The organism is Terriglobales bacterium (genome assembly GCA_035454605.1).
GTDB lineage: Bacteria > Acidobacteriota > Terriglobia > Terriglobales > Acidobacteriaceae > DATMAB01.
On record DATIGQ010000016.1, the window covers coordinates 1 to 18,493 of the forward strand.

Genomic DNA, 18,493 nt, shown 5'->3' on the forward strand with positions numbered 1-18,493 from the left:
TCGCCGTAATTTACCGCCTCAATGCCCAGGAACCTGGCTGCGCGGCCCAGTTCTTCCTCGATGCGCAGCAACTGGTTGTACTTGGCGATGCGGTCGGTGCGTGAGGCGGAGCCGGTCTTGATCTGGCCGGCGCCGGTGGCCACGGCCAGGTCGGCGATAAACGTGTCTTCGGTCTCGCCGGAGCGATGCGAGATGACGGCGGTGTAGCCATTGCCGTGGGCCATCTCGATGGCGTCGAGCGTCTCACTCACGGTGCCGATCTGGTTCACCTTGATGAGGATGGAGTTGGCCACGCCCTGCTCGATGCCCCGCCCGAGCCGCTCCGTGCTGGTGACGAACAGATCGTCGCCCACCAATTGAATGCGGTCGCCCAATTCGTCGGTCAGGATCTTCCAACCTTCCCAGTCGTCCTCGGCCAAACCGTCCTCGAGAGACACAATGGGATACTGCTTGGCCCAGTCCGACCAGAAGCGCACCATCTGCTCGCTGGTCTTCACCGACTTGTCCGACTTCTTGAAAACGTACTTGCCTTCCGAGAAGAACTCGCTCGAAGCCGGATCGAGCGCGATGGCAATCTGCTCGCCCGCCTTGTAGCCGGCCGCCTGCACGGCTTCCAGAATCAGCTCGATGGCTTCCACGTTCGACTTCAGCGAAGGAGCGAAACCGCCTTCGTCGCCTACAGCCGTGTTGTAGCCGCGCTTCTTGAGCACTCCCTTCAGGGTGTGGAACGTCTCCGCGCCCCAGCGCAGTGCTTCATGGAACGAGGACGCGCCCACCGGCATGACCATGAATTCCTGGAAGTCCACGTTGTTGTCGGCGTGGGCGCCCCCGTTCAGGATGTTCATCATGGGTACCGGCAGCAGATTGGCGTTCATGCCGCCCAGATAGCGATACAGCGGAATCCCAAGCTGCGCGGCCGCAGCACGGGCGGCCGCCATGCTCACCGCCAGGATGGCATTGGCGCCAAAGCCGGACTTGTTGCGGGTACCGTCCAGTTCCAGCATGCGCTCGTCGAGGCGGCGCTGTTCGGATGCGTCCATGCCTTCCAGAGCCGGTCCGAGCTCACGGCGCACGTTCTGTACCGCTTTCTGCACGCCTTTGCCCAGGTAACGGTGTTTGTCGCCATCGCGCAGCTCCATGGCTTCGTGCTCGCCGGTGGAGGCCCCGCTGGGTACGGCGGCGCGTCCCATCGCCCCGGAGCTGAGGATCACGTCCGCTTCGACCGTAGGGTTGCCGCGCGAGTCCAGAATCTCGCGAGCGCGGATGGCAGCGATCGCGGTGGGGCTGGAGTTCTTCATTCGTCTCTCTCCGGGGTGGCCGATTATATGCTACGCGCCGCAACGCCTCCGCGCACGGCAAAGCGCTTCCCGCTGAAGACCGGCCGACCCGGAGTATCTTGCATGGTTCCGCGGATTGGTTGGCTATTGTCCCGGTTTCATGGGTGTTTTACAGTCAGCGCCAGATGGCTCGCTCCTCCGAGACCCTCGCAGTGGGCGGTCGCGCGCCAGACTTCACCCTGGCCGCGGCCAACCGAACGGGTGATTTCTCTCTGGCGGCGGAGCTTGCCCGCGGTCCTGTGATCCTGGAATTCCTGCGAGGCACCTGGTGACCCAACTGCGCCAGGCGCATGGCTCAGTTGGAGCCGCGCAAGCCGGAGATCGACGCCACCGGCGCTTCCCTGCTTTACATCGCGGCGGAGAAGCGCGGCGGCATGTTCAAACCGGAGAAATATCTGGAGGAACATCCGGTCTCGTTTCCCTTTCTTCTGGACGAAGATCGGCAAGTCACGAAAGCCTACGGCATCTACCACCGCATCGGAGTGGATGCCTTCAACATCGCCCGCCCCGCGACTTTCGTCATCGCGCCTACAGGGACCATTCGCTGGGCCTTTGTCGGCAGCAATCAGCACGAACGGTCCCCGGTGGCAGATTTTCTGGAAGCGGCCCGTCAGATCGGAGCTTCCAAACCCAACACTTCAAGCCGACCTTAGGAGGTAAGGAATGAAAAAGCTGGCTGTCCTGCTGCTTCTCCTGGGGCTGATGGTTCCCTGCGCCATCGCCCAGGACACCCCCAAAGCGCTTTCTCTGCCCTCCGGCACCGGCGTCCGCATGAAGCTGGAAACCACCATTTCCACTTCCGGCAGCAAGGCCGGCGATACGTTTGCCGGGCGCGTCACGGAGGCCGTGGTAGTGGATGGCAAGCCGGTGATTCCGGTGGGCTCCGCGATCGAAGGCCAGATCGTCTCGGTTTCGGAACCGCGGCGCGTCAAAGGGCGTCCGACGATTCACCTGCGTCCGAACCTGCTCACGCTACCCAATGGCGAACGCTATGACTTCAACGCCGTCGTCGTGGACACCGATCGCTCCACCAAGACTGAGGTTACTGAAGAAGGTCAGATCAAGGGCCAGGGCGCCAGTAAGGGCGACAAGCTCGAAATCGCCGCGGGTACCGGCGCCGGAATGACGGTAGGCGCCATTGCCGGCGGCGGTAAGGGCGCGCTCGTGGGAGCCACCATCGGAGCGGCTGCCACGGTGACCCACTGGCTGACCAAGCGCAAGACCGCTGAGCTTCCAGCCGGTTCCGAGATCGTTATGGAGCTGAGCCGGCCCATGCTGATCACGGCTTCGAGCGAAGGCAAGTAGGAACGGGAACTCGCGGCCGGGCGTTCAGGCTCGCGCCGCGAGTTCTTCCTCACTGATCACATCCAGGTCGAGCCATCCCTCCAGGGGCAGAGCGTCCACCGGCAGGTGGTCACGCCAGACGCTGCAACGCAAGCGAACGCGATTCCCGCGCGTAGCCCCTAATTCCGCCAAGGGCAGGGCGAACTCCAGCACCTTGTGCAGCTGGACGACGAGCCCGGAGGGCGGCTGAGGCGTTTCCTCTTCATGCCCGGGATGCTCATCGCCGCGCCGCACTCTCCAACTCGCGAGCGCACGGTCTTGAACCGAGATTTCTATGAGCAGCTTCTGCTTGATCTGATCCGAACCCGCCTCCGTGGACTCGACCTTGATGACCACTTCGAGCTCCCCCTCCGCAACCCCGCCGACGAAGTCCAGGCGGCCGAACAGAGCGGTGTCGTTCAGGCCGGCGTGAATCGAGCCCAGAACGTACTGCTTGCCGTGCATGGCGGAGGTGCGGCGATCGGCCACGCAGGAGGCAGCGCCCAGCCATTCGAAATACGAACTCATCTCGCCGTCAATCTTCGGCGAAATGAAGGCCGTCTGCGAAACCATGCAGGGCCGGATCTCGAAGCGCGCGATAGGCTGCGCCAACGATTCCGGCGGTGTCGCACCCAGGAGGTGATACACGTTGGAAAGATGCTTGCGGTAGAGCTCGTCGAATTCGCGGTCATTCGCGGAGTGATGATGAGGACCGTACCACCAGTTCCAATCGCTCCCTTCAGCAATGAGGATTTCTTCCCAAGCCAGACGCCGGTCTGCCTCGGCAGCGGCAGGAGCCGCCTCCTGGTAGAATTTGCGAGCCGCCGAGAGATATTCCCAGGCGCGGTTGTCCTCTGGCGGTCCGATCCACACTTCGAAGTTGGCGTTGATCCAGGAGCCGGGAGCGATTCCTCCCAGCCGTCCAAAATCGGAGTGCCGATCGATCGCCTCCGAAACGCTGACCGCCTCCATGCTTGGGTCTCCGCTGATGCCGGCGTACAACCGGCGCAGGAAGTCACGTCCCGAATGCGGATAGTATTCCCACGCATTCTCTCCGTCCAGAATGATGGAGACCACGGCATCCCGCCCTGTATTCAGAACCGGTTGCGAAGATTCCTTGATCCTTCGGATGAACTCGGACGCGGCCACCTCGGCCGGGACGCCGGCATAGACGAACCCGATCATGTCGGAGATAGTATGGTCACGAAATAGGACATGGATGCGGGCGCCGTCCTTCTCATAGCGGTAGAGGTTGTAGAGTCGCTCGGAGCCTCCCGGAAGCAAGCGGCCCGATCCATCGCGCGGAAAGCCGCTTCCTTGCGTCCGGGCCAGGATGCCTTCATCGGTAGCCACCCACTCGAGCCCGGCCTGTTGCGCCAAAGCCAGCACCTCCTCCGAGACGCTTCCTTCCGAGGGCCAGGCGCCGCGGGGGCGCTTTCCGAAGGTCTTGGCGTGAAACTCCACCGCCCGTCGTAACTGCTCGGCCGCGTCTTCGGGATGGCGGAACCGGGCCTGCGGCAGCGGCAATCCCGGGGAGGCCGCGCGGGCGATCTCGGTGTCGCACAGCAGTGGCAGAATGGGGTGATAGAACGGCGAGCAGGAGAGTTCGATGCTCCCTTTCTGCGCCGCGTCCTGATAGGCGGGCAGAACTCTGCCCATGAATTCCTTCTGTCGCGCCACGATGAACTGCTGATCGTCGGCGCCGAAGCCGCTTCCCTTCCGCGCCAATTCCGCTATCTCGGGCTCCTCGTGGAAGAACTCGTCGAACCAGGCCAGTTGGGAAAGCACCTGCAGATCGGTGAAGTCCTGCGCGCCGAAGGCCTTCGACGTGCGCTCTGGGTTCTCTCCCGCGGAGCGGAAGCTTTCCCAAAGCTGGCGATAGCGCGGATAGCGCCCGATCATGTGCGTGGGATTGGCCTGGAACAGGTACTCCAATGCGAAGCGCCTTTCTTCCGGGGTCAGTTCTTCGGCGGGCTTGGCGGCTACATCCAGGAAGGGATCACGGGCCGTGCCCTCCACGTAGTCCTGAAGCTGCACCACCAGCGAGGGCACCAAGTTGAAGGTCTGATGAACGGCGGGAAACTCATCCAGCAGCTTCACCATGCCGTAGTAGTCCTTCAGGGCATGAAGCCGCACCCATGGCAGGCGGTACTCGCCCGCCACCAGGTCCTTGTAAAAAGGCTGGTGCATGTGCCAGAGGAAGACGACGCGCAAGCGGCCCATGGAGGCCTGTAGGCAGGTCCCTTTCCTTGGCAGTAGTACCTGAAGGTCGGGCGGCGACGCAAGTTGTCTGGCGCATCAGGAGGGCGCGGGGCGGCTATTTCACCGTGCTAGACTGCAAGGGTTCAGCGGTACACCGTGCGCATCCTGACCCGGTACATTCTGCGCGAAGTGCTCGCGCACGCCGCCCTGGGAGCGGCCTTGTTCACGTTCGTGCTCTTCATGCGCGACGTGGGACGCATCCTGGAGCTGGTGGTTCGCAATAGCGCACCCCTGTCCAGCGTCTTTGAAATCTTCCTGCTCATCCTGCCCTCCACCCTGACTTTCACGATTCCCATGGGAGTGCTGGTGGGCATCCTGATCGGCTTGGGCAGACTGGCGGCCGACAGCGAAGTCACGGCCATGCGCGCCAGCGGCATCGGCGCCACTGCTTTCATTCTCATCGTGGCCATTTTTGCCGTTTCCGCCTGGTTGCTTGCGCTCCTCAACACCGTGGTGGTTGCCCCCAGGGCGTCGGCCGCGCTGGCAGAGCTGGAAGACCGGCTCAAGAGTTCGGAAGCGGCCTATGCGGTGCAGCCACGCGTCTTCTACGAGAACATCGCCAACCATGTGCTCTACGTGCAGGACGCCCGTGCCGGCGAGGCCGCGGTCTGGCGGGGCATCTTCCTGGCGGACGTATCCACGCCTTCCTCGCCCAAGATCACGCTGGCCGAGCAAGGCACGGCGGTCACGGACGGCACCGAGCGCATCCGGCTCCATCTGCGGAATGGCGCGCAGCATGAGACCGACCCGCGCCGTCCCAAGGAATACTCCATCACCAACTTCTCGGTGTCGGACCTGCCTCTGCTCCTGCCGCAACGAACGGCCCAGCCTCGGGAGAATCGCCTGCTGGCGCAGATGGGGACGCTGGAGCTGTTGCAGCGGGGACAGCAACTGAACGACCGCCGCGGCCGTGCGCAAGAGATCGAGTTCTATCGCCGTCTGGCGCTGCCCACCGCTTGCCTGGTGCTGGCCATGGTGGGGATTCCTCTGGGTCTCGCGGCCCACAAGGGCGGCAAGTCCACCGGGTTCGTCCTGACCATCGCCCTGGTTTTTCTTTACTACGTGGTCTCTCTGTTTGGAATCTCGCTGGCTCGCCAGGGAAAGCTGCCGCCCGCGCTGGGCGCCTGGCTGGCCAACCTGGTGTTCTTCGCCGGCGGGGCGATCCTGCTTTGGCGCGTGGACCACCAGCCCCTGGAGCGCTTTTGGCGGAGCCTGGTACACCGGTTCCGGCACAAGCCCCCGGCCGCGGAAGCGAAGGTGCCCACCGCCCCCGACCGCCTGGCCGGCCGCCGGCGCGTGTTCGACCTGGATTTTCCTCAGCTCCTCGACACCTACGTGCTGCGCGACTTCTTCGCCTATTTCCTGCTGGTGCTGGCCGGCTTCCTGGTGCTGGGAGTGGTGTTCACGTTCTTCGAGATGTGGGGCGACGTGCTGCGCAACCGCGTCCCCGTGGTCACCGTGGCCGAGTTCGTGGTGAATTTCGTTCCCTCACTGGTTTACCAGATGACTCCGCTGGCGGTGCTGATCGCCGTGCTGGTGACTTTTGCCCTGCTGGAACGCAACAGCGAGATCGTGGCCATCAAGGCCACCGGCATCAGCATCTATCGAGTGGCAATGCCGGTGCTGATCCTGGCGGGAGTATTTTCCGCGGGGCTCTTCTTTTTCGACCACTTCTACCTGCCCGAAGCCAACACCCGCCAGGACGCGCTCTGGAACCAGATCAAGGGCAAGCCGGCCCAGACCTATCTTCGGCCCGACCGCAAGTGGATCTTCGGCCAACACTCCAGCATCTACTACTACGAATTCTTTGACCCGGACCGATTCCAGATGGGCGGAGTCTCGGTGTTCCTGTTCGATCCTTCCACCTTCGAAATCACGCGCCGTGTCTATGCCGCACGCGCCGAGTGGGACCCGAAGCTGGCCAAGTGGCTGTTCAAGCAGGGATGGACGCGCGCCTTTCGCGGAACCGCCATCGAGGAATACCGCACGTTCGACGTGGCCACCTTCGAGGCGCTTGATGAACCGCCCACCTATTTTCGCAAAGAGGTGAAGCAATCCTCGGAGATGGACTTCCGCGAACTCAGCGCTTACATTCGCGATCTGGAACAGAGCGGCTTCGACGCCGTACGGCTGCGTGTGCAATGGCACAAGAAGTTCGCTTTTCCCGCCATCACTTTGGTGATGGCGGTGCTGGCCGTACCCTTCGCGCTCTCGGTGGGGCGCCGCGGCGCGCTGGGGGGCGTGGCCATGGCCCTGGGCATCGCAGTGGTGTACTGGGCGACTTCGGGACTGCTCGAAGCGGTGGGCAACGTCAGTCAGTTGCCTCCCTTCCTGGCGGCGTGGTCGCCCGACCTGTTGTTCGCACTGGTCGGCGGATACTTGATCCTCCGGCTGCCGACGTAGTTACGGAGCCATTTGGTTTGCACTGCTTAGGATCGAGGGGAAACCGAGCATGATCGAGAGTCTGCGACCGCTGCTGCCGTATCTGCTGAAGTACCGGCGCGGTTTGGCTTTCGGCGCCCTCTCCGTTCTGCTGCAGAATGGCATCTGGATCATGTTCCCGCAGGTCATCCGTGGCGCCATGGATGACCTGCAACTCGGCATGACCCGCGAAAAGCTGCTGCAGTGGTCGCTGCTGATCATCACCGTGGCCCTGGCCAAGGGCGTGTTCCAATTCCTGACGCGCTGGGTGGTGATCGGCATCTCGCGCGACATCGAGTTCGACCTGCGCAACGACCTGTTCCGCCATCTGGAAGGCCTTTCCTACTCCTTCTACCAGCGGACGCGCACCGGCGACATCATGGCCCGCGCCACCAACGACCTCAACGCGGTGCGCATGCTGTTGGGCCCGGCCATCATGTACACCGCCAACACCATCGTATTCACGGCTGGCGCGCTCATCTTCATGACCGCGCTCAGCCCACGGCTCACGTTCTTTGCCGTGCTGCCGCTGCCCATCGTGAGCATCGTGGTGCAGTACTTCGGCCGGCGCATCCATGAGCGCTTCGAGCGCATTCAGGCCATGTTCTCGGAGATCTCCGCCCGCGCCCAGGAAAACTTTGCCGGCGCCCGCGTGGTCCGCGCCTATGCGCAGGAGGAGGCTGAGATCGCCGCCTTCGAGCAAGCCAACCGCGAATACATTGCGCGCAGCCTCAAACTGGTGCGCCTGATGGGCATGCTGTGGCCCACGCTGGAGGCCATGCTGGGCGTGGCCATCGTGCTGGTCCTCTGGCTGGGCGGTCGGGAGGTCCTGCTGGGTCGGATGAGCGTGGGCGACTTCGTGGCCTACAACATCTACATGGTGCAGCTCACCTTCCCCATCATCGCCTTCGGCTGGGTCATCAATATCTTTCAGCGCGGCATGGCTTCCCTGGGACGGTTGAATGAGATCCTCCACCAGAAACCGACCATCGTGGATTCCGATACCGCGCGCCTGCCCGATGCCCCGCGTGCGGTGCGCGGCGAGCTCGAATTCCGCCATCTCTCCTTCGCGTACAACGGAGTTCCCGTGCTGGAGGACGTAAGCCTCCGGGTTCCCGCGGGTTCGAGCCTGGCGATCGTGGGCCCGGTGGGCTCAGGCAAGACCACGCTGGTCAGCCTGATCCCCCGCATTTACGACGCACCCGCCGGGAGCGTCCTGCTGGACGGGCGGCCCATCACCGATTTTCCGCTGGAGGCTCTGCGCCGCAACATCGGCTTTGTCCCCCAGGAAACCTTCCTGTTCAGTGAATCCGTGCGCGGGAACATCGCCTTCGGAGCGGAGGACGCCACCGAAGAAGACGTGCGCCGGGCCGCCGAAGGCGCCAGCATCGCCGCCGAGATCGAGAGCTTCCCGGAGAAGTACAAGACATTGGTGGGCGAGCGCGGCATCACTCTCTCCGGCGGCCAGAAGCAGCGCACCGCCATCGCGCGGGCGCTGATCCGCAATCCCCGCATCCTGGTGCTGGACGACGCGCTCTCCAGCGTGGATACGTACACCGAGGAGCGCATCCTCAATCATCTGCGCGAGATCATGCAGGGACGGACCACGATTTTCATCTCGCATCGCGTTTCCACCGTACGCAACGCCGACCGAATCGCCGTGTTGCACGAACGGCGCATCGTCGAATACGGCACGCACGACGAACTCCTGGCCCGCAACGGCTACTACACCGACCTTTACAACAAGCAACTGCTCGAGGAAGAACTGGCGAGCGTCTAGGACTGCGCATGAAGCGGGTGGTGAAGCCGGAACTGCTCGATTCCGATTCCGGCACGCCGGCCGAAGTGGCCGCCTCGCTGGTGGATTTGCGCCTCGTCAATCGCTGGTTCGGCGGCATCCGCACCGCGCGGTGCCTGGTGGACCGCGTCGCCGACTCTGCGCCTGAGCTTTCCCTGCTCGACGTCGCCTCCGCCTCCGGCGACGTTCCCCGGTCCGTGGCCACCCACCTGGGGAAACGCGGCATCCGCACCTCCATCACGCTTCTTGAGCGGACCCGTTCTCATATGCAGCCGAACGGACGTTACGTTGCCGGCGACGCACTGGCCCTTCCCTTCGCCGATTCCAGTTTCGACCTCGTCACCTGTTCGCTCTTCGTCCACCACCTCGAGCCGGCCGAGATCGTCACCTTCGTGAACGAGGGATTGCGCGTGGCCCGCCGGGCCGTGCTGCTGAACGATCTGCGCCGCGACCCTGTGCACCTGGCGCTGGTGTACGCGGGCTGGCCGCTCTTTCGCAGTCGCCTGACCCGCCATGACAGCGTGGCTTCCGTCTGGCGCTCGTACACGCCGAAGGAAATCGAGCACATCCTTCGCCGCACGCGTGCCGCCCGGGTGGAAGTCAGCCGGCACTACCTGTTCCGCATGGGAGCCATCGCATGGCGCAACTAGGGGAGCGGGCGGAGCTGTTCGACCTGGTCGTGATTGGAGCAGGACCCGCGGGCTCGGCTGCCGCCATCACCGCGGCTCGCATGGGAGGCAAAACGCTGCTCCTGGAGCAAGGTCGTTTTCCGCGGCACAAGGTGTGCGGGGAGTTCGTCTCCCCGGAGGGACTGGCCCTGCTGGAAGGTCTGTGTGCTGGGTCGCCTGCTGCGCTCGACCTGTTGCACCGAGCGGAGCGCATCCCGAGCGCCCGCTTCTTCCTCGACCGGCACGACTGGACCGCGTCTCTGCGGCCCGGCGCTGTCTCCATCCCGCGCTTCGATCTCGATGCGGCGCTCTGGAAAGTGGCAAAGGCGCGTGGTGCGGATACCCGCCATGCGGTTTCCGTCAACAGCATTGAAGGCAGCGGCCCATTCGAGGTCCTGACTTCGAGCGGAAGTTTTCTGGCACGCAGCGTCATCGACGCTTCCGGGCGGTGGTCCGCCCTTACGCTGCACGACCGGTCCGAGGAAAACCTCGGCGCGTCCGCGATGTGGATCGGCCTGAAGGGACACTTCCTGGAAGCCGGTCCGCCTTCCTCCGTCGATCTCTACTTCTTCGACGGTGGCTACTGTGGAGTGCAGCCCGTAGGGAGCGGTCGCGTGAATGCCTGCGCCATGGTGCGCAGTGACGCGGCCCGCAGCCTGGACCAGGTGTTCGCGCGGCATCGCGGGCTCTGGCGTCGCAGCAGGGGATGGGAACCGGCCACGGAACCGGTGGCCACCGCTCCCCTCGTTTTTCGACAGCCGGTTCCAGAGCGCGATGGCGTCTTGTACGCCGGAGATGCGGCCGGCTTCATCGACCCCTTTGCCGGTGACGGTATCTCCATCGCCCTGGGCAGTGGAATGCTGGCCGCGAAATCGCTGCAAGGCGTCTGGTCGGGCGAAACAACGGTTTTGGCAGCCGCGGCCGGGTATCGGCTCGCCTATGAACGCGCCTTCCAACCCGCCTTCCGCAACGCCGCTCACTTGCGCCGGGTCACGCAGATGGGCCGCCCCTGGCGCACGTTGCTTTCCGGAGTGTTGCGCTTGCCACCCGTGGCGCGGATGCTGGTGGATCGCACGCGCGCCCGCATCCCGACGGCTACTTGATCACCACCACTTCGCGGATGTTGTCCCGCGCCAAAAAGAACTTCACCGACGAGAAATCGCGGAACAGGTTCTCGATATGCCGGTTCTGGAAGACCCGCTGCAGGCGGAACGCGGGGCCGCGCTGCAATTCCAGATTCTCCCGGTCGCGCAGGTGATAGCGATAGTAGGGGGCGTCCGGCCCCGCGTCGCGGGTGTGAAAGAAGAACAGCAGCACGCCGCGCGGCTTCATAGCGCGTTGCAGGCGGGCCACCGCGGGCCGCACCAGCGCCTCGGGAAGATAGTCGGGAATGTCCCAGCAGAGCGCCGCATCGAGCAGTCCGGCCATGTAGTCCAGGTTCTCAGCCAGGAAGCGGTTGGCATCCACCGTGGGCTTGCCTTCCTCATCCTTAGCGCGGTAGCGCGGATCCGCAGCCGCCAGCAGGATGTCCTCGTTGTACACCTTGTGCCCCAGGCCTATCAGATAGCTGATGTTGGCGGGTGAGGTGGCGCCCAGGTCAAGCACACGCAAGTGCTCCTGCCCTTCGATGTAGCGGCTGAACTCGGCCAGGCCGGTGGAATGCCGCGGGACTCGCCCGGTGGGCGACGGAGGCGCGGGCGCGGCTTCCGGCTCGGGGCCGCGGGTGACGTTGCGGGAACTCTCGGTCATGCGGACGGGCGGAGGACGGGGCGCGTGTTGCCGCGCCCCGTAAGCCCGGCTGTCTAGCTTACTCCTTGGCGGGACCTTTCAGCGTCGCCTGCGGGCCGCCGACGCCCGGTGCGGAAAGTCCCGGGCCGCCCGAGGATGCGGCGTTGGCGCTGGGCACGCTGTAGGACACCGACGTGCTCGGAGCCGCCGTGGCACTCTCCCGCCGGGTGGCGGTCGTGGCTTTGGCGGGCTGTTCTTTCTGGATGTCGATGGCTCCCTTGAAGTAGGCGCCATCCTCAATCACGATCCGCTGCGTGATGATGTCGCCCGCCAGCACAGCCGATTTCTTCAGTTCCACGCGCTCGGTGCCGTGCACTTGTCCTTCCACCTTGCCGTGCACGACCACATCCTTGGCATGGATGTTGGCCTTCACGCGGCCGTGTGGGCCCACGGTCAGATGGTGGTCGCGCAGCTCGATGCTGCCTTCCACTTCCCCATCCAGATACAGGTCTTCGCTGCCGGAAAGCTCGCCTTTTACCACAACGGACTTTCCGATATGCGCAACATCGGCTCGAAAATTCTCCGGAGTCTTCGGTGCTTCCATGGGACGCGTCTCCTTGGGTGGAAGTGGGACCGCGGCAGCCGGCGTCATCACCGGCTGTGAGGGCGGCGTTGGTGCCAACGGCGGTTTTTCATCCTCTTTGCGGGTTTTCCACATCGACACTCTCCAGCTCTATTAGGTTGCGCTACACTTTTCCGGAACTCCTACTGACTTACCTGCAAGATGCCAGAATAGAATAGCTTATCCGGAACTATACCCAAGCCCTCGGCCCGGAGCAATCGGGATTAGGAGAAAATCCAGGGATGAGCCTGCAGGTTATTACCCGGGATGCAACGCGGGCGCGCCCTGCTTCGTCTAATCGGTAGCCATCTCATGGTCCTTAAACCCACGCCATTCGCGATTTTGACAGTGAGCCTGTTGTCCTTCTGCTTAACCGCACCGTCGCGACTCTGGGGGCAACCCAAGACCCCGGAATCTCCCCAGGAACTGGTGCGCAAGGCGATTGACCACACCTTGAAGGACAGTGACCAGGGCCCGGCCTACATCTACCGCTTGCGTCGTGAGAAACCGGGCGTGAACAGCGAAATTCGGGACATCGTCATGACCCGCGACGGGCTGGTGGCCCGGCTGGTGGCGTTCAACGATCGCCCGCTCACCGACGAGCAGCGCGCCCGCGACGACGCCCGCATCTCCAAGTTGCTCTCCGATCCGCGCGAGCAAGCCAAGCGCCGCCGCCAGCAGGAGGAAGAGCGCAAGCGCGTGCGCAGCATGCTCAGCGCCCTGCCGGACGCCTTCCTTTACGAACTCGACGGCCACGATCAAGGCCCCAGCGGAACGCTGGTTCGTCTGAAGTTCCGCCCCAATCCGGAGTTCGACCCACCCACGCGCGAGACCATCGCCTTCAAAGGCGCGCAGGGAACCATCCTGATCGACGAAGACGAGCAGCGCATCGTCCGCTTCGAGGCCACGCTGGTGCAGGACGTCAACGTGGGCTGGGGATTGCTGGCCCACCTCAACAAGGGCGGCCGTTTCACCGTCGAGCAGACCCGTCTGCCCGACGGCAAGTGGGAAACCACTGCGATGACGCTCGACTTCACCGGCCGCGCCTTTCTGTTCAAATCGCTGAAGATCCAGTCCCGCCAGACGGTCAGCGATTTCCGCCGTGTCCCCGCCGACCTCACACTCGCCGAAGGCGTGGCCCTGCTGCGCAAGCAAAACGGGATTGTGGCGGGAAAGTAGGGTGGAAGAGCGGGGCTTCAGCCCCGCGTTCCGCAAGGCCCAAAGTCAGGAGTGTGCTAGCGCCACCTTCCTAGCAAATCACTTCCGTCCTCACTGTCAGCTTCTCCACCAATGCCTGCTTGACCTCGTACCCGCGCCCCGGCTGGTCGGAAACTGCAATCGTCCCCTGTTTTGACACCTCCACTTCCGGCTCGATGATGTCCTCCTTCCAATAACGCTTGGAGGCGGAGACATCTCCCGGAAGCGAGAAGCCTTCGAGCGTCGAGAGGGCCACGTTGTGGACGCGGCCCACGCCCGACTCCAGCATCCCTCCGCACCACACCGGCACCCTGCAAGCGCGCGCCGTGTCATGCACGCGAATGGCCTCGCTCATCCCGCCCACGCGCCCCACCTTGATGTTGATGATGCGGCAAGCGCCCACCTCCAGCGCTGCTTCGGCGTCACGCGCGTTGCGAATGCCTTCGTCCAGGCAAATGGCGGTCTCGAGTTGCTTCTGCAGCCTGGCGTGAAAGAAGAAGTCGTCGTTCCACAGCGGCTGCTCGATCATGAGCAGCCGAAACTGGTCGAAGCGCTTCAGATGCTCGGCGTCATCCAGCGTGTAAGCCGAGTTGGCGTCACAGCTCAGCAGGATTTCCGGCCAGCGCTCGCGGATGCGCGCGAATACTTCGACATCCCACCCCGGTTTGCATTTCACCTTGATGCGCTGGTAGCCCGCCGCCAGCTCTTTCTCGACCTTCTCCAGCAACTGCTCGAGCGAGTCCTGTATGCCGATGGAGACGCCGCACGCGATCTCCCGCCGCGTCCCGCCCACCAGTTTCCACAACGGCACTCCCTTGATCTGCGCCTCAGCGTCCCACAGCGCATTCTCCAGCGCCGCCTTGGCCATGCGATGCACGCGCACCCGGGAGAACAACGCTACGCAGTCGCCGGCGATTGCCAGTTCTTTGCCCAGGAGCGCCGGGGCCAGATATTTCGTCAGCACGTACCAGGCGGTTTCGACCGACTCTTCGTTGTAGAACGGATCTTCGCCGGCCACGCACTCGCCCCAACCTTGGACCCCGTCGGTTTCCACCATCACCAGCAGGATGCGCCGTTCCGTGACGCGGCTGAAGCTGGTCTCAAAGAAATGCACCAGCGGCATGCGGATTTCGCGCAGCGTGATGGACTTGACCTTCATGAGCTAGCCTTGAACTTCAGACCCCGGCTTGGTTTGGCTCATTGCTGACTGCTGGCCGCTACTTACTCGCGTACGACCACTCCTCATCCCACCGTCCCAAAAGGAAGCGACCGTTGCCCTGGGCGTCGCGCTCGTAGCCCAGCACAGACTGGCCGCTGGCGAACGCGCGCCGGAAGTCCTCCCGGTTGCGCTGTTGCACCTCGCGAGCCTTGTCCCGATCGTCCGCGGACGCCTTCCATTCGTAGATCTTGCCTGGAACCTCGATGGTCCTCTCGGTGACGAAGTCGGGGCGCGTGCCGGTTTTGAGCAGAGTCTCTACCCGGCGCGAGCGCAGCCACCACTCTGCCACCAGTCTGTCCGTGGGCAGGCCGCCGTGCAGCGGCGACGAGGTGGTCCCGTACTGGTTGATGGTGTAGCGCCGCGTGATCGCGCCCAGGCGCTCGATGTTCAAATGCGCGTTCTTGATCTCCAGGGGATCGAAGGTCCACTCGATCAGCTCGAAGCCGCGGGCCAGCGCATCCTCTCGCTGAGCCAGCTTGAGCCGCCTCCCCAGCCCCGAATTCCGATAATTTTCTCGCACCGCCAGCATGTGCGAATGCAGGTAGGGATGCCCGCCGCGCGTGCCCGGCACCGACATGGCAAAGCCCACCATGCGCTCGCCGTCGAACGCTCCGATGATCTGGCCCCCGACCTTTTCCGCCACCACGAACAGCCGCAGCGGGACCACGTCCAGGTCGGAAAAATTCCACACTTCTTTCTGCAGGTCGATGCAGCCGCCGTACTCTTCCAGCCCGCGGCAGGGCCGTACGATGACCTCGGGACTCACGGCTCCGTCTCTCCCCGCTCGCGCTCCTTGGACTGCTGCCAGAGCGCTTCCAGTTCTTCCAGCGGCGTCTCCTGCGGCCGGCGTCCGCGGCGGCGCAACTCTTCCTCCAGCCATTGGAACCGCCGCTTGAACTTGCGGTTGGTCTTGCGCAACGCCGATTCGGGATCGAGCGAGAGATAGCGCGCCAGGTTGGCCGCTACGAAGAGCAGGTCCCCGATCTCATCCTCCAGGCGGTGGCGCAGTTCTTCCGGGATCTTTGTGCCGCGCGCCCCGGCTACACCGGCGGCGGACTCCGGCCGCGGGCCCGGCGCGGGGTATTGTTCGAGGTTGCGCCGCAGTTCTCCCGTTTCCTCTTCGAGCTTCTCGAACAGGCCCTCGATGGTGGGCCAGTCGAAGCCGACGTGCGCCGCCCGCGAGCTCAGCTTCAGTGCCTCCAGCAATGCCGGAATCGCAGAGGAGACCCCCGCCAGCACCGACCGCGGCTCTTCCTCCTTCCCTTCCTCCGCCAGTCCGGAGCGCTCGGCCAGCCGCTTCTTCTGCTCTTCCGCCTTGAGCGTTTCCCAATTGCGCAGCACGTCGGCTGGCGTTTCCGCCTTCACATCGCCGAAGACGTGAGGATGCCGGTCCACCAGCTTCTGGCTCAACCGGTCCAGGACTTCATCAATGGAAAAATGCCCGGCCTCCCTGGCCATCTCGGCGTAGAAGAGTACTTGCAGCAGCAGATCGCCGAGTTCACCCCTCAGTTCCTGCCAGTCCCGGTTGTCGATGGCTTCCAGAACCTCGTAGGTTTCCTCGAGCGTGTAGGGCTTGATGGAATCGAACGTCTGCTCGCGGTCCCAGGGGCAGCCGCCGGGCGCGCGCAAGCGCTCCATGATGGCGACGGCGCGCTCGAAACGTTCTCCTCGCGTCGGAGGCATGGAGCAACTAATCTAACCGAGTCCCATAGCGATGCCAAACTCGCGCCGCGGCATGGTCGATTCAGCCGCGCCGGCCCAGGGTTCTTACCAGGAGTTCCGTGTCATCCGAAATGATGGCGTCGGCTCCCGCCGCCGCCAGGCGCAGCATGTCCTTCGGCTCATTCACCGTCCACACGAAGACCTTTTTCCCGGCATTGTGCAGCTTGTCCATGCGTCGCTTGGTCATCAGGTCCAGCCGCGGCATCACGTACTTGATTGGCAGCTTGGGCCACGCCACCAGGGCGTAGGAGCGTTCGCAGATGAAGCCCAACGGAAGGTCGGCCTGCTTCAAGCGCAGCGCCACCAGCACTTCCGGGTGGAACGAGGAGACTACGTATTCCCTCTGCGGTGGATATTTGCGCAGCAGCCCCACGACCCGCTCCTCGAGTCCGCGGACCTTTACCTCGATATCGAGCACCGCGCGGTCGGCGTAGCGCGCCAGCACTTGCTCGAGCGTGGGCGGACCCAGACCTTCTTTGCCGCCCTGCGCTTGGCGCAACTGCTCATACTCGGTGGCTGCGACTTCCATCCCGGCTACCGTCGCATCATGCAGCACCACCGCCTCGCCGTCGGCGGTGCGGCGTACGTCGAACTCAAAGCCATCGCACCCATGGGCCAGAGCCAGATCGAAAGCCGCCAGCGTGTTCTCGGGAGCGGCCTTCCGCGCCCCGCGATGTCCCAGCAGCACGGGACGCGGCGCGCGCTTCACCGCGCTGCCAGTGGGCGGAAGGGCTTGCGGCAAGGGCTAGTCCAGGTCGATGTCGCGGATGAGGGGCTTGTCCGGAGCTTCTTTGGCGCGCTTCATGGCTTCCTGGAATTTCTTCTCCAGGAGGTCCGCGGAGTGCTTCTGCGCCTCCACCGATTGCTGGAAGATGGACTCGCGCCGGCTGTCCTGCTCCTTCAGCGCGCGGGCGGCCTGGTCCAGGTCTTCGAAGGTCTTGGGAGCCTTGGCCGGCGTGTGCGCAATCACCGCCTTGGTGGCCGCGTCCACCTTCAACAGCGCGCCGCAGCAGGGACATGCCACGTCGAACGGCTGTGGGTTCTTAGCCATTACGGGAATCATACTCCAGCGGTCACCGAACGGGCTCCTTCAGTGCTTGCCCGCGTGTAGAATCGGCTCACTGCTCGTCCCACGGCAAGCCCTCCAAGGACGGCTGGCCGTCTACGGGGAGGCACTTTCTGATCGGCCGTACGCTAGCCCATTACAAGATCACCGCAGCCCTTGGCGCCGGCGGCATGGGCGAAGTGTATCGCGCCACCGACACCAAGCTTGGGCGCGACGTTGCCATCAAGGTTCTGCCGGCCGACATGGCGCAAGACCCTGAGCGCCTAGCCCGGTTCCAGCGGGAAGCCCGCACCATCGCTGCTCTCAACCATCCGCACATCGTCACCATCTTCTCGGTGGAAGAAGCCGACGGCATCCACTTCCTCACCATGGAGCTGGTGGAAGGGTTGTCGCTCGACCGGCTCATCCCGGAGGGCGGCTTCCCCGTCGAGCGAATCATCGAGCTTACCGGTGCCCTGGCCGCAGCGCTCGCCGCGGCGCATGAGAAAGGGATCGTGCATCGCGACTTGAAGCCCGCCAACGTCATGGTCACGAACGAAGGCAGCGTCAAGGTCCTGGACTTCGGCCTGGCAAAGGAGCAGCACGCGGCCAACCCCACCGACGCCACGCTGACCTCGGCGGGCGACACCGCGGCTGGCGTCGTGCTGGGGACGGTGCCCTACATGTCTCCCGAACAGATCTCGGGCCGCCCGGTCGATCACCGCACCGACATCTTCTCCCTAGGGGTCGTCCTCCACGAAATGGCAACCGGGAAGCGGCCGTTCGAAGGGGGTTCGTCGGCCGAACTGGCCTCCGCGATTCTGCGGGATGTCCCAGCGCCGGTTACCGATGTGCGGGCGAATCTGCCCGGCGATCTGGCACGGATCATCCGGCGCTGCCTGGAGAAGGATCCGCGGCACCGCATGCAGACGGCGCGCGATGTGGCCAACGAGTTCCGCGACCTGGCGCGACAGGCTTCACAGGCGGTCCCGGCTGCTGCTCCCGCAGCGGCGGACGTGGCCACCATCTCCGGCTTCGGCGGCCGGCCCGCCATCGCGGTCCTGCCTTTCGACAATCTCTCCGGCGATCCCGAGCAGGAGTACTTCGCTGACGGCCTGGCTGAGGACTTGATTACCCGGCTGTCGCTATGG

General features: G+C 64.1%; 17 protein-coding genes and 1 pseudogene. 9 read left to right on the plus strand and 9 right to left on the minus strand.

Annotated features, from left to right (window positions below):
* On the minus strand, positions 1-1,298 hold a 1,298-nt coding region (gene eno / locus VLE48_01380), incomplete at its 3' end, for a phosphopyruvate hydratase (protein ID HSA91637.1).
* A 164-nt stretch (positions 1,299-1,462) separates the two neighbouring features.
* Between eno and VLE48_01385 the strand changes: the two genes are divergently transcribed.
* The 3 genes and pseudogenes from VLE48_01385 to VLE48_01395 all read left to right on the plus strand — a co-directional run bounded on the left by VLE48_01385 (position 1,463) and on the right by VLE48_01395 (position 2,642).
* The gene (locus VLE48_01385) at positions 1,463-1,609 is read left to right on the plus strand and encodes a hypothetical protein (GenBank protein ID HSA91638.1); all 147 of its coding nucleotides are present in this window, start codon (positions 1,463-1,465) and stop codon (positions 1,607-1,609) included.
* A gap of 12 nt (positions 1,610-1,621) precedes the next feature.
* A pseudogene (locus VLE48_01390) lies at positions 1,622-1,990 on the plus strand (redoxin domain-containing protein).
* Between the two features lie 10 nt (positions 1,991-2,000).
* Complete coding sequence (locus VLE48_01395; protein ID HSA91639.1) at positions 2,001-2,642, plus strand: hypothetical protein; 642 nt, start codon at positions 2,001-2,003, stop codon at positions 2,640-2,642.
* 24 nt (positions 2,643-2,666) lie between these two features.
* On the opposite strand, the gene VLE48_01400 is transcribed toward VLE48_01395, so the two are convergent.
* Positions 2,667-4,883, minus strand: a complete 2,217-nt coding sequence (locus VLE48_01400) for a glycoside hydrolase family 57 protein (GenBank protein ID HSA91640.1) — start codon at positions 4,881-4,883, stop codon at positions 2,667-2,669.
* Positions 4,884-5,018: 135 nt separating this feature from the next.
* On the opposite strand from VLE48_01400, the gene VLE48_01405 reads away from it, so the two are divergent.
* The 4 genes from VLE48_01405 to VLE48_01420 are packed head-to-tail and all read left to right on the plus strand — an operon-like array spanning position 5,019 to position 10,912.
* Entirely contained in the window at positions 5,019-7,325 is a 2,307-nt protein-coding gene (locus VLE48_01405) for an LptF/LptG family permease (GenBank protein ID HSA91641.1), read from the plus strand.
* A 49-nt stretch (positions 7,326-7,374) separates the two neighbouring features.
* Positions 7,375-9,123: an ABC transporter ATP-binding protein gene (locus VLE48_01410; GenBank protein HSA91642.1), complete on the plus strand. Its 1,749-nt coding sequence runs from the start codon at positions 7,375-7,377 to the stop codon at positions 9,121-9,123.
* Positions 9,124-9,131: 8 nt separating this feature from the next.
* Positions 9,132-9,791, plus strand: a complete 660-nt coding sequence (locus VLE48_01415) for a methyltransferase domain-containing protein (GenBank protein ID HSA91643.1) — start codon at positions 9,132-9,134, stop codon at positions 9,789-9,791.
* On the plus strand, positions 9,779-10,912 hold the full coding sequence (locus VLE48_01420) for an FAD-dependent oxidoreductase (protein ID HSA91644.1): 1,134 nt from the start codon (positions 9,779-9,781) through the stop codon (positions 10,910-10,912). Before VLE48_01415 ends, VLE48_01420 begins: the two co-directional genes overlap by 13 nt.
* On the opposite strand, the gene VLE48_01425 is transcribed toward VLE48_01420, so the two are convergent.
* Together VLE48_01425 and VLE48_01430 are read right to left on the minus strand one after the other, a co-directional pair.
* Entirely contained in the window at positions 10,905-11,558 is a 654-nt protein-coding gene (locus VLE48_01425; GenBank protein ID HSA91645.1) for a hypothetical protein, read from the minus strand. The genes VLE48_01420 and VLE48_01425 overlap by 8 nt on opposite strands.
* A 58-nt stretch (positions 11,559-11,616) precedes the next feature.
* Positions 11,617-12,141, minus strand: coding sequence for a polymer-forming cytoskeletal protein (locus tag VLE48_01430; protein HSA91646.1), 525 nt, complete (start codon positions 12,139-12,141; stop codon positions 11,617-11,619).
* A 375-nt stretch (positions 12,142-12,516) separates the two neighbouring features.
* On the opposite strand from VLE48_01430, the gene VLE48_01435 reads away from it, so the two are divergent.
* A complete protein-coding gene (locus tag VLE48_01435) occupies positions 12,517-13,338 on the plus strand; it encodes a hypothetical protein (protein HSA91647.1) in 822 nt (273 codons plus the stop codon).
* A 70-nt stretch (positions 13,339-13,408) separates the two neighbouring features.
* On the opposite strand, the gene menC is transcribed toward VLE48_01435, so the two are convergent.
* The 5 genes from menC to VLE48_01460 form a co-directional block, all read right to left on the minus strand.
* Positions 13,409-14,515, minus strand: a complete 1,107-nt coding sequence (menC, locus tag VLE48_01440; protein HSA91648.1) for an o-succinylbenzoate synthase — start codon at positions 14,513-14,515, stop codon at positions 13,409-13,411.
* Positions 14,516-14,573: 58 nt separating this feature from the next.
* Positions 14,574-15,341 (minus strand): GNAT family N-acetyltransferase, encoded by a 768-nt coding sequence (locus tag VLE48_01445; GenBank protein ID HSA91649.1) that lies wholly within the window; start codon positions 15,339-15,341, stop codon positions 14,574-14,576.
* Complete coding sequence (mazG, locus tag VLE48_01450) at positions 15,338-16,258, minus strand: nucleoside triphosphate pyrophosphohydrolase (GenBank protein HSA91650.1); 921 nt, start codon at positions 16,256-16,258, stop codon at positions 15,338-15,340. The genes VLE48_01445 and mazG overlap by 4 nt, the downstream gene beginning before the upstream one ends.
* A 61-nt stretch (positions 16,259-16,319) precedes the next feature.
* Entirely contained in the window at positions 16,320-17,039 is a 720-nt protein-coding gene (locus tag VLE48_01455) for a glycerophosphodiester phosphodiesterase (GenBank protein HSA91651.1), read from the minus strand.
* A gap of 3 nt (positions 17,040-17,042) precedes the next feature.
* Entirely contained in the window at positions 17,043-17,348 is a 306-nt protein-coding gene (locus VLE48_01460) for a hypothetical protein (protein HSA91652.1), read from the minus strand.
* A gap of 158 nt (positions 17,349-17,506) precedes the next feature.
* Here VLE48_01460 and VLE48_01465 point away from each other — a divergent pair.
* A partial coding sequence (locus tag VLE48_01465) for a serine/threonine-protein kinase (GenBank protein HSA91653.1) occupies positions 17,507-18,493 on the plus strand: 987 nt, incomplete at its 3' end.